Source organism: Streptomyces sp. B6B3 (assembly GCF_039871525.1).
In the GTDB taxonomy this organism is placed as follows: Bacteria; Actinomycetota; Actinomycetes; order Streptomycetales; family Streptomycetaceae; genus Streptomyces.
In genome coordinates this window covers 336,274-350,929 of record NZ_JBDPLU010000006.1, presented here as the reverse complement: position 1 = coordinate 350,929, position 14,656 = coordinate 336,274, and the positions used below count along the sequence as shown (strand labels likewise).

Sequence of the window (14,656 nt, the reverse complement as noted above, 5' to 3'; positions counted from 1 at the left end):
GGTAATGCCGCAGCTCAGCGGACCTTCCGGGGAAGCCGGTCTCAGTTCCCCACGCCGAGGCCGGCCATGAACGCGGACGGGTAGCGGTCGCCGCGCGCCGTGCCCGGGGGCACCGCCTTCTCGATCTCGGCGAGGTCGTCCGCGGTGAGGTCCAGCTCCAGCGCGGGCAGCGCCTCGGCCAGCCGCTCGCGGGTGCGCGCCCCCACCAGCGGCACGATGTCCTCGCCCCGCGCGGCCACCCAGGCGATGGCGAGCTGAGCGACGGTGCATCCCCTCGCCTCGGCGACCCGGCGCAGCGCCGCCACGAGGCCGAGGTTGTGTTCCACGTTCCCGCTCGCGAACCGCGGGCCGAAGGCGCGGCTGTCGCCGGGGCCCGCGGTGCGGCCGGCGGACCAGTGCCCGGAGATGAGGCCGCGGCCGAGGACGCCGTACGCGGTCAGGCCGATGCCGAGCTCCCGCAGCGTGGGCAGCACGTCCGCCTCCACCGCGCGGGACAGCAGCGAGTACTCGATCTGCAGATCGGCCACCGGATGCACGGCGTGCGCCCGGCGGATCGTCGCCGCGTCGACCTCCGAGAGGCCCAGGTGCCGCACGTGCCCGGCGTCGATCAGCTCCTTGATCGCCCCCACGGTCTCCTCGATCGGCACCGCCGGGTCGAGCCGGGCGGGGCGGTAGATGTCGACGTGGTCGGTGCCCAGCCGGGTCAGCGAGTAGGCCAGGAAGTTCCGCACCGCCTCGGGGCGGCCGTCGGGTCCGCCGAACTCCGCGCCAGGACCCCGCAACATGCCGAACTTCACGCTCAGCCGGTAGCTGTCCCGAGCCCGGCCGCGCAGCGCCTCGGCGAGCAGCAACTCGTTGTGGCCCATGGCGTAGAAGTCGCCGGTGTCGATCAGCGTGACGCCGGCCTCCAGCGCGGCGTGCACCGTGGCGATGCTCTCCGCGCGGTCGGCCGGGCCGTAGACGCCGTTCGACATGCCCATCGCGCCCAGGCCCAGCGCGGAAACGGCTGGGCCGGTGCGGCCCAGGGTTCGTACCTGCATCACAGTCTCCTTCGTCGTCGAGCTGTCACCCACCCTGCGCCCGCGGCGCGAGGTCCGGGAGCGGAGCGTTCATCGTGGGAGCGCCGCTCCCTGGATCCGCCCGCCCGCCACGCGGGACCATGGCGTCATGCAACGCGAGCAGCTCGCCGACTTCCTGCGCCGCCGCCGCGCGGCGATCCGCCCCGCCGAGGTCGGCCTCGCCGACGGCCGCCGCCGGCGCACCGCCGGCCTGCGCCGGGAGGAGGTGGCGATGCTCGCCGGCATGTCGGTGGACTACGTGGTGCGCCTGGAGCAGGGCCGCAGCAGCCAGCCGTCGCCCCAGCTGCTCGGCGCGCTGGCCCGGGCGCTGCGGCTGTCCGACGACGAGCGCGACCACCTGTTCCATCTGGCGGGACACCGGCCGCCGCCCGCCGACGGGGTGGCCGGCATGGCCCGCGCCGGCCTGATCCGCATGCTGGACCTGCTCGGCGACACCCCGGCCCTGGTGCTGTCGGAGCTGGGGGAGGTGCTCGCGCAGAACCGGGCGGACGTCCTGCTGATGGGCGACCTCACCCGCTTCACCGGCGACCGGCGCTACATCGTCTACCGCTGGTTCACGGAACCCGCCGCCCGCGCCGTCGCGCTGCCCGAGGAGCGGGAGCGCCAGGCCCGCCAGCTCGTGGCCGACCTGCGCGCGGTCGCCGGTCGCAGGTCAGGGGACCCCGCGGTCGCCGGCCTCGTCGACCGGCTGCGGGCCGCGAGCGCCGACTTCCGCCGGCTCTGGGCCGAGCACGAGGTGGGGATCCGGCGGGCTGACCGCAAGACGCTGCTGCACGCGCAAGTGGGCCGGGTGGTCATGGACTGCGAGACCCTGGTCACCCCCGACCAGCGTCAGCAACTGCTGGTGCTCACCCCGGCGGACGACGAGGCCCGCGAACGGCTGGAACTGCTGCGGGTGCTCGGCACCGAGGAGTTCCCGGCCGGGACCACTGGCGCGCCCGCGACGTGAGGCGGCCCCGGCCGGATGGCCGGGGCCGGACCGCGGGCGCCGCCGCGGGGAAGGGTGCGTCAGCGCCCGCCGGTCGTCGGGCTCAGGAGGCGTAGACGCCGAACTCGTAGATCGAGTAGCCCCAGCCGGTGCCGCGCTGGGTGCCGTTGACCCGGACGTAGCGGCCGGAACCGCTGACCGCCGCGGTGTCGACGCCGCCCGTCCCGCCGGTCACCTCGTGGACGGTCCGCCAGTCGGTGCCGTTGTCCGACACCTGCACCTGGTACGCGCTCGCGTAGGAGACCTCCCAGACGATCTGGACGTGGTCGAAGGAGGTCACCGAGCCGAGGTCCACCTGGACCCACTGCGGGTCGCTCCAGTCGCTGGCCCACCGGGTGGCGAGGTCGCCGTCCGTGGCGTGCCCGGGCTCGAACGTCTCGCCGTTGTACTCCGGTTGTTCGGAGGACGCGGTGGTGGGCCGGCCCTGGGCGATGTTGCTGCCGGCCACGGGCGGCGCGACCACGCCGATCGACGCGGTCTCGATGCCGAGGTTGCCCTGGCCGTCGCGGGCCGCCAGGTACAGCTTCCACGGGCCGATCCGGTCCGGCGCGGTCACCGTGAACGTGCCGTCGCCGTTGTTCGTGAACTCCGTCGGCACCAAGGCCTTGTTGTCGTCGAGGTAGTAGCTGCTGACCAGCACCTCGTAGGCGATCTGGTCGCCGTCCGGGTCCGCGACGTCGGCGCGGAGGGTGAACTCCTCGCCGGCGGGCACCGCCGTGGCGTCGCCGGCGACGCTCATGCCGGTGATCACCGGCGGGGTGTTGGCCGGCGGCGCGCCGCCGTACAACTCGGCCACCTCGTAGTACGACAGGCGCTTCTCGCCGCCGGGCAGCAGGTTGAACCAGACGCCGCCGAAGTCCTCCTCGACGCCGTAGTGGAACAGGGTGCCGCCCAGCGCCACGCCCTCGTGCCCCATCAGGCACTCCCAGGCCGCCCGGTAGCCGTCCCGCTTCTCCACGTCGGTGGGCTCCAGCGGCACGCCGTTGGCGTCGTCGTCGACCTCCCACTCGCCGGGCGGGCCGCCCTCGGTGAGGATGTACGGCCGGTCGTAGCCGCCCTGTGTCCACGCCTCCTCGATGTTGCAGACGTCGGCGTAGGAGTTGACCGCCAGCAGGTCCAGCGCGGGCGTGTGCTCCTGGTAGTACGGCCAGGCGCCGGTCCAGGCGTCGGTCGAGGTGACGGGGTGGTTCGGGTCCAGCGCCTTGATCTCCTCGGCCGCGTCGTTGACGAACCGGGCGTAGGCGTCGCGCTGCGCCTCCAACTCGGCGCCCGAGTAGCAGTTCTGCAGGCCGAGCAGCGACTCGTTGCCGACGTTCCACATCAGCACGCCCGGGTGGTCCTGGTAGGCGCCGACCCACTGGTTCATCGCGGCGAGCTGCTCGCCCTTGTAGTCGTGGTCGTTGACGTAGTCCACGCAGCCGCCGCTGCCGGGGCCGCCGCCCGGCTGCAGCCAGAAGCCGGCGATGACCCGGACGCCGTTGGCCGCGGCGGCGTCCAGCAGCGGGGCGGTGGTCTGGTCCGTGCCCCAGGTGCGGACGGTGTTGACGCCCATGGAGGCCAGGTCGGGCAGGTACTGGGCGGCGTCGGCGGCGGACGGGCCGAAGGTGAGCCCCTTGACCGTGTACGGGGCGCCGTCCACCGTCAGCTGCCAGTCGCCCTGGCCGCCGGTCACCTCGACGACGCTGGCGGCGTTGGGCAGCGCGGCGCCGCCGGCCGTGTTCGCCGCGTCCGCCGCGTTCGTCGTGGTGGCGTCGCCGGGGGCGGCGTCGGCATGCGGCAGCTGGGCCAGCGTCAGGCCGCCGGCCAGCAGCGCGAGGACGGATCCGAGCAGGAGCGTGGGTCGGGCGCGACTCAGCGCCCGGGTCCGGGGATACGGCTCGTGGACCACGGGTTTCTCCTCTGCGTGGGGGGTGGGCGGGGAACGGAGCTGGCTGGGAGAGCGCTCTCCCGCGTCGCCTCAGCCTGTCCCTCCGCCGGTCGGGTGTCAACGCCCGTGCGTTCCCGGAACTCACCGGGGTGTGGCGGAGAGGGCGGTCAGGTGGCGGGCGCGGTCACGCGGAGCCGCGGACCACCAGCGTGGGCTCGAAGATCACCGAGGCCAGGCTGCGCCCCGGCTGAGGCCCGACACGGTCCAGCAGCAGCCGGGTCATCTCCGCCGCCATCTCCTCGATCGGCTGGCGCACCGTGGTCAGCGCCGGCCGGCAGGCGGTCGCCGCGCTGCTGTCGTCGAAGCCGACCACGGCGACGTCGTCCGGCACCCGGCGGCCGTGTTCGCGCAGCACGTGCAGCGCGCCCTGGGCCATCAGGTCGTTGGCGGCGAAGAGCCCGTCCAGGTCGGGCTCGGTGAGCAGCAGCGCGGCCATCGCGCGCTCGCCGCCCTCCTGCGTGAAGTCGCCGGCGGCGTCGGGCACGTACGGGTGGCCGTGGCGCGCCATGGCCTCGCGGAAGCCGGCCAGCCGGTCGGCGGCGGCCAGCACGTCCAGCGGCCCGGTGATGGTGGCCACCCGCCGGCAGCCGCGCGCCACCAGATGGTCGGCGGCCAGCCGGGCGCCGTCCCGGTGCGCCAGGTCCACGTAGCTGACCGGCAGCGGGCGGGGCGGCCGGGCGAACAGCACGGCCGGCAGGCCGGCCTCCACGAGCTGGGCGGGGAGCGGGTCGGCGGCGTGCGTGGACACCAGCACCGCGCCGTCCGCGTGGCCCTGCCGCAGGTAGGCCACCACCTGCCGGCGAGCCTCCGCCGAGTCGGCGAGCATCAGCAGCGGGTGCATCCCGCGCGGGCTCAGGTAGCCGACGACGCCGCTGGCGATCCGCCCGAAGAACGGGTCCCCGAGCACCTCGCCCCTGGCCTCCCCGCCCTCGTCGTCGCCCGCTCCCGAGACCACCAGCGCGACGGATCCGGCCTTCCTGGTCACCAGCGAACGGGCGGCCCGGTTCGGCACGTAGCCGGTGCTGCTGATGGCCCGGCGCACCACGTCCTGGATCGCCGGATCGACGTTGCGGATCCCGTTGATCACCCGCGAGACGGTGGCCCGCGACACCCCCGCGGCCCGCGCCACGTCCTCCAACGTGGGGGAGTCCCTGGCCACCCTGTCACCCATGGTGGCCTTTCTACCACACCTCGGAAACCGCTCTCCCGGCTACGGAATGGCCTCGATGCGCTCCATATGCTCCTCGCCCCACTCGCCGAGCGGCGCGAGCGCCGCGTTGAGGGAGCTGCCGAACTCGGTCAGCGAGTACTCCACCTTGGGCGGGACCTGGTGGTAGACCTCGCGGTGTACCAGGCCGCTGGTCTCCATCTCGCGGAGCTGGAGGATCAGCATCCGCTCGCTGATGCCGGCCACGGTGCGTCTCAACTCCCCGAAGCGCAGCGGCCCTTCGCCGAGCGAGAAGAGAATCAGCCCCTTCCACTTGCCGCCCATGACGGAGATGGCGGCGTCGAGGCCGCAGGTGAAGGTCCGCTTGGTCATCGGCGCTCCCGCCAGCACGTGGTACGAACAAGACTGTGAGTACCCGACAATAATGTAGGTACTTGATCAAATGTGTGTGCGCTCCCCAGCATGGAACGGACGCCGCGTCGGACGCGCTGGTGCGCGATGCGTGGCGACTCGACCCTCCGACCGCTGACTGGAGTGACGCATGTCCGGGAACGACCGCACACCCGACCTCACATCCGCACCCACGCCCGCACCCACGCCCGCACCCGTGACCGTCCTCGGACTGGGGTCGATGGGCCGGGCGCTGGCCGAGGCGTTCGTCGACGCCGGGCACCCGACGACGGTGTGGAACCGCACCCCCGCCAGGGCCGCGCCCCTGGTGGCCAGGGGCGCGGACCACGCCGGTTCGGTGGCGGCCGCGGTCGAGGCGAGCCCGCTGGTCGTCACGTGCCTGACCACCTTCGACGACACGCGCTCCGCACTGGAGCCGGCCGCCGCGGCGCTGTCCGGGCGCGCCCTCGTCACGTTGAACAGCGGCTCACCCGCCGGCGCCCGCGCCCTGGCCGCCTGGGCGACCGGCCACGGCGCCCGGTTCCTGGCCGGAGCGGTCAAGAACGTGCCGGCGGCCGTGGGGGCGCCGGACACGTTGCTGTACTACGGCGGCGATCGGACGGTCTTCGACGAGTACGAGACGACGCTGCGGGTTCTCGGCGGCGACACCGTCCACCTCGGGGCCGAGACCGACCTCGCCGCCCTGTACGAGATGGCCGTGGGCGCCATGCTGCTGCCGGCGCTCGTCGGCTTCTTCCAGGGAGCCGCGGCGGTCCAGGCCCGTGGGCTGGAGGCGGCCAGCATGGTGCGGTTCGCCGGAAAGTGGCTGGACATGATCAAGTCCCTGCTGCCGGTCTACGCGAGGGAGATCGACAGCGGCGACTACGGGGACGCGGCCTCCTCCGTGAATCTCTTCCTCGCCGGCGCGGCCCACGACGCGGAGCTGACCACGGAGACGCACGTCGACTCGGCCTGGCTCGCCCCGCTGCACGACCTGGTGCGGCGGGCGGTCGCGGCGGGCCACGGCGAGCACAGCATCGCGGCCCTGACGGAGGTGCTCAGGATGCCCGAACGGACGGCGTAGTCAGCGGCCCGCCACCTCGACGAGGGCGTGGTCGACGCGACGCAGGGCGCCCGGCCAGCCGCGTCCCATGCCCTCGTACGCGGCCCGGCCCAGGGGCGAGTCGAGATCGAATCCGGCGTGTTCGAGGAACAGGCGGGTGCCGGTCCTCTCGGCCTCGAGCCGCCAGGTGATCGTGGAGTCCAACGAACCCGGGGCGAAGCTGTACCGGAGCAGCCGCCCGGGCTCCACCGCGAGCACCTCGCACTGCTGGTCTCCCCACGACCCCATGTCCAGGGTGAAGCGGTGACCGACGACGGGTCGGACGTCGCCGGCCGCCCACCACCGCGCGTGCGGGTCGGGCTCGGTCAGGGCCCGCCAGACCGCCGCGGGCGGATGCGGGATGAACTGGTCGCAGCGGATGACGGTCGGGTCGGCGCCGGTCATGGACTCTCCTCGTGGATCAGGTCGCGCAGCGCCCCCATCCGGGCGCGCCAGTAGTGCTCGAAGGGATGCAGCCACTCGCCGACCTCGGCGAGTGGGCCCGCCCGACGTGTCAACTTTCTTCGACGCGTTGGTTGCCATGGGAAATGTATGCGTTTCGCATATACTTCTGCCATGGAGACCGCACCAGCACTGGAAACGGCCATCAACGAGTGGCACGCGAGCGTGAACGACGGCGACCCGGAGCGGTCGAGGCGGGCGGTCGGCGATCCGATCGTCGTGCTGGGCCCGAGGGGCGCGGGGCCGATCACGCCGGAGGAGTTCGCCGAATGGGTGGCACGCTCGGGGATCAGGCTGGTCCCGCGGTCCTGGCATCCGGTCAGCGAGCACCTCATGGTCGTGGAGGAGGACGCCAGCTGGCCGGGGAGCGAGGCGCCGACCCGGGTGGCGACGGTGTTCCGGGTCTCCGGCACCAGGGTGACGGCCTCGCTCCGGCTGCCCGACCTGACGTCGGCCCTGGAGCTGGCCCACATCTGCCGCGCGATGGCGGCCACCGAATGAGCGACCCGGGCCCCGGCCAGACGCTGTTCGCGTTCGTCCGGCACTGGTCGCGCAGGTCGCCGGCCGGCGACGACAGGCTCGCCGAGCAGGGCCGGCTGCTGCTGGCCACCGAGGCCGTCCACGCCCTGACCCGCCGAGGGGCAGCGGCCACGGTCAACGCCGTCGCCCACGAGCTCGGCATCGACCAGAGCGGGGCGTCCCGCCTGGTCAGGACCGCGACCGAGGCCGGCTACCTGGCCCCGGGGCCATCGACGACGGACGGCCGCCAACGCCAGGCCACGGTCACCCCGTCGGGACACGCCCTGCTGGAACACGCCCACGACTGGCAGGAACGGGTCTTCGCCCGCCTGACCGAGGACTGGAGCGAACAACGACGCCACGACTTCCACCAGGCGATGACGGACCTGATCGCCCGCTCCCACACGCTGGACACCTGATCAGCGCCCCCGTCACCGGCCCCGAAACGGCGCCGGCCGCACGGTCGCGCGCGAAACTCCCAGCACCGTGGATGGGTCGTCCGGGATGCTGGTCGCCATGGATGAGGTCAAAGTCGTCGTCGCCCATTCGGAGCGCGCGACCCTTCGCGTCGGTGACGTGTTCCTGAAGGTGGACGCCGATCAGGTGCGCATCGACGTCGAGGTCCGGGCGGTGGCCCTGGCGCCGGTCCCGACCCCGGAGGTTCTGTGGCACAAGCCGCCCGTGCTCGCGATCGCCGCGGTTCCGGGGACGGCGCTCGGTCACCTCGGCGAGCCGTCGACCGCGTCGCCGGCGGCGTGGGTCGCGGCGGGTGCCGCCGTCCGGAGGTTGCACGACGCGCCGTTGCCGCCCTGGCCCGGCCGGGGTGGCAGGGGGCCCGACGAGTTGGCGGCGGAGCTCGACGGCGAGTGCGAGTGGCTCGTGCGGAACGGTGTCCTGCCCGGCGACCTGGTCACCCGCAACCGCAAGGTCGCCGAGGCCGCGCTCCGGCCGTGGACTCCGGCGTTCACGCACGGCGACCTGCAGGTCGATCACGTGTTCGTCGACGGCGAGGAGATCACCGGCATCATCGACTGGTCCGAGGCCGGTCAGGGTGATGCCCTCTTCGACCTCGCCATCCTGACGCTCGGGCACGAGGAGCACCTCGGCGACGTCATCGCCGGCTACGGCGCCGACGTCGACCTCGACGTGATCCGGGCGTGGTGGTCGTTGCGAAGCCTGCTGGGGGTTCGCTGGCTGGTCGAGCACGGCTTCGACCCGTTCGCGCCGGGCTGCGAGGTCGACGTGCTGCGAGCCCGGCTGTGAGGAGTCGTTGGGCCTGTTCTGCGGATCAGGTCAGACGCAGGTCGATCCAGTGCACGGTGTCGCCCTCATTCAGCAGATAGCGTTCGAGCTCGACGAAGCCGTGCTGTTCGGCGAAGCGCAGCCCATCTGGATTGGCTGCCAGTACCACCGTCTCGATCACCTCGGCGTCCAGCGCACGGGCCTGGTCCAGGGCGCGCTCGTAGAGCCGAGTGCCGAGACCACGGCGGCGATGCTCGGGCAGAACGCGGACGATGACCGTCGCGGTGGCGCCGTTGTCCGTGGTGGGCGGGCGCACGGTGGTGCAGCCGATCAGGACGTCGCCGAGGTAGGCGACCTCCATGTGGCTGCGGCCGATGCGGGCACGGACGTCGTCGAGCGACAGCACGTCGCCGGGGACGATCAGGTTGTGGGCGTACCGCCAGTCGCGGATCGAGGCGTCGTCGTCCACCGCCTGGATATGAAGGTCGTCCATCGGAACAGCACATCGCCGTCCGCCATGCGCGTCAACCGGCGCTGCCCTGCGCGGCGAGCCTGGCTGGCGCCCTAGGGGAGCGCGGGGCCGAGTGGTTGGAGGCGGACGGTGGCGGGGTCGGCGTCGGTCTCGGCGGTGATGTCGGCGATCTCCCAGAGCTGGTCGGCGATCTCGACGGTGGCGCCGACGGGGGTGTCGTCGTAGCTGGCGAGGTTCGCGCCCTCGGCGTTGAGCTGGATGCTGGCGGTGGCCGGGTCCTCGTCGATGCTGGTCACCGCGACGCTGAGTGGCGGGTCTGGGCGGTCGTCGGTGATGCCGGTGTGGAGTTCCCAGAATCCGCCCTGGGTGATCGGCCACTCGGGGTCGGTCTCGACGGCGTCGGGGTCCTGGGCGAGGGCCTGGTCGGCGGGGGTGAGGATGACGCGGTAGGTGCAGATCTGGCTGACGGTCCAGTCGTTGCCCTGGACGGTGAGCTGGTCGTCCAGCGACAGCGTCGTGGTGTCGCCGCCCTGGGTGAGGTCGGCCTGTCGGTCGGTGCCGTCGCTGCTGGCCGCGGCGTAGCTGAGGGTGCCGCCGCCGGGCAGTTCCGTTTCGCCGCCGAAGAGGGCGCGGGTGCCGGTGGGGTCGGCCTCGCCGACGCATTCCGGGCCCGGGTCGGCCTGGCCGGTGTTCTCCCCGTCCTCGCCGCCCTGCTCGCCACCCGAGCCGCCGGAGCCGCCCGGGTCCTCGGACTCGGAGTCGCCGCAGCCGGCGAGAAGCAGCAGCAGAGCCGCGGCGACGGTGGCGGTCGCGGTCCTGGTGCGGGTCATCACGCGACCTCCTTCCGGCCCGCCGTGTCGCTTCCGGCCGGGCCGAGCAGCCGCAACCGCACCCAGCCCGCCCTGAATCCCGGATCCCTCCAGGTCACGTCCGTCCGCCCGAGGTCGATCTCCGCGATCTCCCAGCGCTTGTCCGCGATCTCCACGACGTCGCCGACCCGGGCGTCGTCGTACTTGGCCTGCGCCTGGCCCTCGGACCTGACCAGGATGGTGGTGCGCGGCGGATCGTCGTCGATCTTCAGCACCACGACGCTGTACCGGGCGCGCGGGCGGTTCCGCGGCATGTGCCAGCGCAGCGTCCAGTACCCGTCCCGGGTCACCGGCCAGTCCGTCGTGGCGGCCCTGCCGCCGCCGTTCTCGTTCGTCTCGTCAGCCATTACCGCTCTCCTCTTCCCGCCTCACGAGACACTCGCGGCCGTGGGATCGTCGAAGGCGTCCTCGAACTCCTCGGGTGTGGCCTCGATCGGGTCGTAGTTGCTGCCCCACGGGTTGCCGAGGAGGATGTTGCCGTCGTCGGTGAAGCCGACCACGTAGTAGACGTGCCGGTCGATGTAGCCCTGGTCCTCCCAGCTGTCGGGGGCGTCCCCGGTGGAGGAGACGGTCACGGCCTTGCCGTTCTCGAACGCCTCCTTGACGTTGTCGAAGTTGCTGCCGCCGAAGTCCCAGAACCCGGAGGAGATGTCCTCCCCCTCGCCGCCGGTGAGGTACGGCACCGCGTTCTCCTGATAGTCCCATTCGATGCCGGCGTAGGTGCCCTCCGGACCGTCGCCGTCGCCGTAGACCTGGGCGAACGCCTTCTCGTAGTAGGCGGGCCACAGCGGTTGGCCGGCGTCGCTGGCGGAGACCGGGTCGCCGTTCTCGTCGAGCGGGAGCTCGGCGCTGACGGTGACCCACTGCATGTTGCCCTCGGCATCCCACAGCCGGACGCTGACCGTGCCGTTGTCGTTCTCGCGTATGCCCTCCCGGATGAAGTCCGGGTTGCTCTCGGCCAGGGAGGCCAGCGGGGCCAGGAACCAGCAGTCGTTGAAGTCGCCCTGGTTGATGTCGTCGGCGCTGACCGTCCCGTTCTCGAACATCGGCTGGTCGCTCGGCGGGATGCCCCACTCCTCCGAGCCGTCCAGCCCTTCGCCGTTGGAGAAGTCGGGCTGGACGCCGGGGAAGGAGTCCATGAACTTGTCGATGTTGTTGGCGCCGACGTTGGCGAACAGGTCGCTGAGGTGCGCGTTGCGCTCCTCGCGCGACACACCGGTGAGGCCGAGGATGTCCTCCTGGTTGAGGAGATCGTTCCACTCCTCCAGTTGGCCCTCGGGGACCTTGGACAGCACGATGTTCAGCTCGGCGGCACTCAGACCCTCCAGGTCCTCCATCGCCGCCAGCAACTGCTCGTTGGTGGTGGGCTCGGTGAGTCCCTCGCTGTCGTTGAGGTTGTCGAAGAACCGCACCGCCTCGTCGATGTCCTCCTTGCTGGGCGGGCTCTCGTCCAGGAAGAGGTCGTTGGAGGAGACGGGGTAGCCGGCGTCGTCCAGCCCCTTGACGGCGTCGAGCTGGTCGCAGCGGCGCCGCATCTCGCTCGACATGCCGCTGAGGTCGTCGTTGAGCGCCAACGGGAGCGTGCCGGATCCGCCGAACGGCAGGCCGTCGAGGACCACGTCCGTGACACCGGAGGTGCGCACCTTCTCCAGGTCGCCGTCGTACGTCGCCGGGCCTGTCGCCATCGCCGTGTGCGCCTTGTTCAGCACGGTGGCGATGTCCAGGTGCAACGTCGGTGCCTCGTCCCCCAACGTGGACAGATCACCCGCGAGCGATCTGATCTCCCCGACGTCGAAGCCTCGGTAGCTCATCAGTTACCCCCCTCGTCGTCCTCGCGGCTGCCCGCCTCGTCGTCCATCTGACCGGCCTCGTTCTCCCACCGCGTGGCGTCCGCGAGCAGACTGCTCGCCATGGCGCGCAACGTCGTCTGCTGCCCCCGCAGATGCCCGGACGCCTCCTCCGCGTACGGCCCGGTCCAGATCGACGGGTCGTCCCCGGTCGCCTTCGTCACCGCGGAGTCCAGATACTCCCCCAGCGAACCGGCCAACTCCCGCGCCCGGGTGGCGGCCTCCCGCAGCTTCTCGGCCCGGTCACCCAGCTGTTCGGGCGTCAAGTCGTCCATGCCGCCGTCCCCCTTTTCAACTATCCCCGGCGCATGCGGCGTTGACGCTAGCAAAGGGTCCGATCGTCGGACAGGAGGTGCGGGGCGGGCGTTACGAAATCCGGACGCGGGGCACGCGGATCTGTCACGCCCGCGCGGGGGCATCGCCGTACCGACACCCAACGGCGCGCTACGAGGTGAGGTGGCCAAGTGTCTTGGCGCGGTCGTGGGCCAGCCGGCGAGGAGAGCACCGACGCCCGCGCCGGCGAGGCCCTGGCCGTGCTGGACCACTGCCTCGGCACCCTGTTGGGCTGAGGACGGCGCCGAGTCGGCCGGCGGGGTCAGCGCGGGGTGGGGAGCGTGAACTCCCAGCCGGGCCGCCATTCGAAGGGGGCCGCGAGGAGCGCCGGCCAGGACGCACCGGTGAGCAGGCTCTGCAGGGACCAGAGGTTGGCGGTGCTCGCGACCAGCAGCACCCGTCTGCCGTCGAAGCGGGTGGCGAGGTCGCGCAGCAGGGCGGCCGTGGCCGTCTCGACGTCGCGGTAGCTCTGGCCGCCGGGGAAGGGCCGGTCGAGGTGTCGCGGGCGGAGGGCCGCGAGTTCGGCCGAGGGCCGGCCGGTGAGCTCCCCGTAGTCGCACTCGCGCAGCCGTGGGTCCTGGTGCAGGGGCACCGGGCTGCCGGCGAACGCGATGCGCGCGGTGTCCACGGATCGCGCCAGGTCGGAGCTGACCACCGCGGCGAGGCCGTCCTCCCGGCGGCGGGTCCCGAGCTCCCGAGCCTGCTCGCGGCCGAGCGGGGAGAGCACGCCCTGGCGCCAACCGCTGGCGATACCCGCCTCGTTGTCGGTCGTGGTGGCGTGCGTCTCGTACGCGATGCGGACGGCCATGCCCTCAGCCTTCCCCGGCGCCCGCCCGAGGGCACGACCCCCGGGCGGCGCGGGAAGGGATCAGGCCGCCGGGCGGGCCGTCTTGCGGTGGGTGCGGATCAGGTCGGCGTAGCGGTGGCCGCTGGACTTGAGGGTGCGGCGCTGGGTGGCGTAGTCGACGTGGACGAGGCCGAAGCGCTTGTCGTAGCCGTAGGCCCATTCGAAGTTGTCCAGCAGGGACCACGCGAAGTAGCCGGCCAGCGGCACGCCGGCGCGCACCGCGTCGGCGCAGGCGGCCAGGTGGCGCTCCAGGTAGCGGATCCGCTCCGGGTCGTGGACCTGTCCGTCGGGGCCGACGACGTCGGGGTACGCCGAACCGTTCTCGGTGACGTAGATGCGCCGCGCCCCGTAGTCCTCGGTCATCCGGCGCAGGGTGGCGGTCAGGCCCGCGGGGTGGACCTCCCAGCCCATCGCGGTCCTTTCCGCGCCGGGCAGGTCGACCTGCCGGGCGTGCGGGACCGGCCCTTCGGGGTCGTCGGCGACGACGTTGCGGAAGTAGTAGTTCAGGCCGAGCCAGTCCAGCGGGGCGGCGATGGTCTCCAGGTCGCCGGGGCGGGCCGGCACGTCGGTGCCGTACTCCTCGATCATGTCCTGCGGGTAGCCGCGGCCGTGCAGCGGGTCCAGCCACCAGCGGTTGGTGTGGCCGTCGGAGCGGCGCGCCGCCGCCACGTCGGCCGGCCGGTCGCTGGCCGGCTCGCAGTGCGTGAGGTTGTTGACGATGCCGACCCGGGCGCCGGGCACGGCGGCGCGGATCGCCTGCACGGCCAGGCCGTGCCCGAGGTGCAGGTGGTACGAGGCGCGCACGGCGGCGGTGATGTCGGTCAGCCCCGGCGCCATCCGGCCCTCCAGGTGGCCGATCCAGGCCGCGCACAGCGGCTCGTTGAGCGTGGCCCAGTCGGTGACCCGGTCGCCCAGGCGGGCGGCCACGGCGGCGGCGTAGGCGGCGAAGTGCTCGGCGGTCTCCCGGGACCGCCAGCCGCCGCGGTCCTCCAGGGCCTGCGGCAGGTCCCAGTGGTAGAGGGTGACGAAGGGGGCGATGCCCGCCTCCAGCAGCGCGTCGGTGAGCCGGTCGTAGAACGCGAGCCCCGGCTCGTTGACGGCGCCGGAGCCGCCCGGGACGACGCGCGGCCAGGCGACGGAGAAGCGGTAGGCGTCCACGCCGAGGGCGCGCATCAGCCCGACGTCCTCGGGCCAGCGGTGGTAGTGGTCGCAGGCCACGTCGCCGGTGTCGCCGGCGGCCACCTTGCCCGGGGTGTGCGAGAAGGTGTCCCAGATGGAGGGGGAGCGGCCGTCCTCGGCGACGGCGCCCTCGATCTGGTACGAGGCGGTGGCGACGCCCCAGACGAAGTCCTCGGGGAGGGCGTACGGGGCAGGGTTGTCGGTCACGGTGGGCCCACTTCTCTTCCGGGTC

General features: G+C 72.8%; 17 protein-coding genes. 5 read left to right on the top strand and 12 right to left on the bottom strand.

Annotated elements, in window-relative coordinates; translation table 11 throughout:
• Positions 1–41: 41 nt before the first annotated feature.
• Entirely contained in the window at positions 42–1,040 is a 999-nt protein-coding gene (locus ABGB06_RS16180; RefSeq protein ID WP_347589761.1) for an aldo/keto reductase, read from the bottom strand.
• A gap of 127 nt (positions 1,041–1,167) precedes the next feature.
• Between ABGB06_RS16180 and ABGB06_RS16175 the strand changes: the two genes are divergently transcribed.
• Positions 1,168–2,028, top strand: a complete 861-nt coding sequence (locus ABGB06_RS16175; RefSeq protein WP_347589759.1) for a helix-turn-helix transcriptional regulator — start codon at positions 1,168–1,170, stop codon at positions 2,026–2,028.
• A gap of 82 nt (positions 2,029–2,110) precedes the next feature.
• On the opposite strand, the gene ABGB06_RS16170 is transcribed toward ABGB06_RS16175, so the two are convergent.
• The 3 genes from ABGB06_RS16170 to ABGB06_RS16160 form a co-directional block, all read right to left on the bottom strand.
• On the bottom strand, positions 2,111–3,955 hold the full coding sequence (locus tag ABGB06_RS16170) for a discoidin domain-containing protein (protein ID WP_347589757.1): 1,845 nt from the start codon (positions 3,953–3,955) through the stop codon (positions 2,111–2,113).
• Positions 3,956–4,118: 163 nt separating this feature from the next.
• Positions 4,119–5,165 (bottom strand): LacI family DNA-binding transcriptional regulator, encoded by a 1,047-nt coding sequence (locus ABGB06_RS16165; RefSeq protein WP_347589755.1) that lies wholly within the window; start codon positions 5,163–5,165, stop codon positions 4,119–4,121.
• 39 nt (positions 5,166–5,204) lie between these two features.
• On the bottom strand, positions 5,205–5,534 hold the full coding sequence (locus ABGB06_RS16160) for a helix-turn-helix domain-containing protein (RefSeq protein WP_347589753.1): 330 nt from the start codon (positions 5,532–5,534) through the stop codon (positions 5,205–5,207).
• A 169-nt stretch (positions 5,535–5,703) separates the two neighbouring features.
• Between ABGB06_RS16160 and ABGB06_RS16155 the strand changes: the two genes are divergently transcribed.
• Entirely contained in the window at positions 5,704–6,636 is a 933-nt protein-coding gene (locus tag ABGB06_RS16155; protein ID WP_347589751.1) for an NAD(P)-binding domain-containing protein, read from the top strand.
• Here ABGB06_RS16155 and ABGB06_RS16150 read toward each other — a convergent pair whose 3' ends face one another.
• Positions 6,637–7,059, bottom strand: coding sequence for an SRPBCC domain-containing protein (locus tag ABGB06_RS16150; protein ID WP_347589749.1), 423 nt, complete (start codon positions 7,057–7,059; stop codon positions 6,637–6,639).
• Between the two features lie 171 nt (positions 7,060–7,230).
• Here ABGB06_RS16150 and ABGB06_RS16145 point away from each other — a divergent pair, with 171 nt between their 5' ends.
• From ABGB06_RS16145 to ABGB06_RS16135, 3 genes are all read left to right on the top strand, one after another.
• Positions 7,231–7,617: a hypothetical protein gene (locus ABGB06_RS16145; RefSeq protein WP_347589747.1), complete on the top strand. Its 387-nt coding sequence runs from the start codon at positions 7,231–7,233 to the stop codon at positions 7,615–7,617.
• Positions 7,614–8,054, top strand: coding sequence for a MarR family winged helix-turn-helix transcriptional regulator (locus ABGB06_RS16140; protein WP_347589745.1), 441 nt, complete (start codon positions 7,614–7,616; stop codon positions 8,052–8,054). Before ABGB06_RS16145 ends, ABGB06_RS16140 begins: the two co-directional genes overlap by 4 nt.
• A 97-nt stretch (positions 8,055–8,151) precedes the next feature.
• Positions 8,152–8,898, top strand: a complete 747-nt coding sequence (locus tag ABGB06_RS16135; protein ID WP_347589743.1) for a phosphotransferase — start codon at positions 8,152–8,154, stop codon at positions 8,896–8,898.
• A 25-nt stretch (positions 8,899–8,923) separates the two neighbouring features.
• Here the strand turns inward: ABGB06_RS16135 and ABGB06_RS16130 are convergent, their stop codons facing one another.
• The 7 genes from ABGB06_RS16130 to ABGB06_RS16100 form a co-directional block, all read right to left on the bottom strand.
• Complete coding sequence (locus ABGB06_RS16130; protein WP_347589741.1) at positions 8,924–9,370, bottom strand: GNAT family N-acetyltransferase; 447 nt, start codon at positions 9,368–9,370, stop codon at positions 8,924–8,926.
• Between the two features lie 71 nt (positions 9,371–9,441).
• Positions 9,442–10,179 carry a hypothetical protein gene (locus ABGB06_RS16125; RefSeq protein WP_347589739.1) on the bottom strand — a complete coding sequence of 246 codons (738 nt, stop codon included), beginning with the start codon at positions 10,177–10,179 and terminating at the stop codon, positions 9,442–9,444.
• On the bottom strand, positions 10,179–10,565 hold the full coding sequence (locus ABGB06_RS16120; RefSeq protein WP_347589737.1) for a hypothetical protein: 387 nt from the start codon (positions 10,563–10,565) through the stop codon (positions 10,179–10,181). Before ABGB06_RS16120 ends, ABGB06_RS16125 begins: the two co-directional genes overlap by 1 nt.
• Before the next feature lie 21 nt (positions 10,566–10,586).
• Positions 10,587–12,029: a C2 family cysteine protease gene (locus tag ABGB06_RS16115; protein WP_347589735.1), complete on the bottom strand. Its 1,443-nt coding sequence runs from the start codon at positions 12,027–12,029 to the stop codon at positions 10,587–10,589.
• The gene (locus tag ABGB06_RS16110) at positions 12,029–12,340 is read right to left on the bottom strand and encodes a hypothetical protein (protein ID WP_347587298.1); all 312 of its coding nucleotides are present in this window, start codon (positions 12,338–12,340) and stop codon (positions 12,029–12,031) included. Before ABGB06_RS16110 ends, ABGB06_RS16115 begins: the two co-directional genes overlap by 1 nt.
• A gap of 320 nt (positions 12,341–12,660) precedes the next feature.
• Positions 12,661–13,206, bottom strand: coding sequence for a histidine phosphatase family protein (locus ABGB06_RS16105; protein WP_347589733.1), 546 nt, complete (start codon positions 13,204–13,206; stop codon positions 12,661–12,663).
• 60 nt (positions 13,207–13,266) lie between these two features.
• Positions 13,267–14,631: a GH1 family beta-glucosidase gene (locus ABGB06_RS16100; RefSeq protein WP_347589731.1), complete on the bottom strand. Its 1,365-nt coding sequence runs from the start codon at positions 14,629–14,631 to the stop codon at positions 13,267–13,269.
• Positions 14,632–14,656 lie beyond the last annotated feature (25 nt).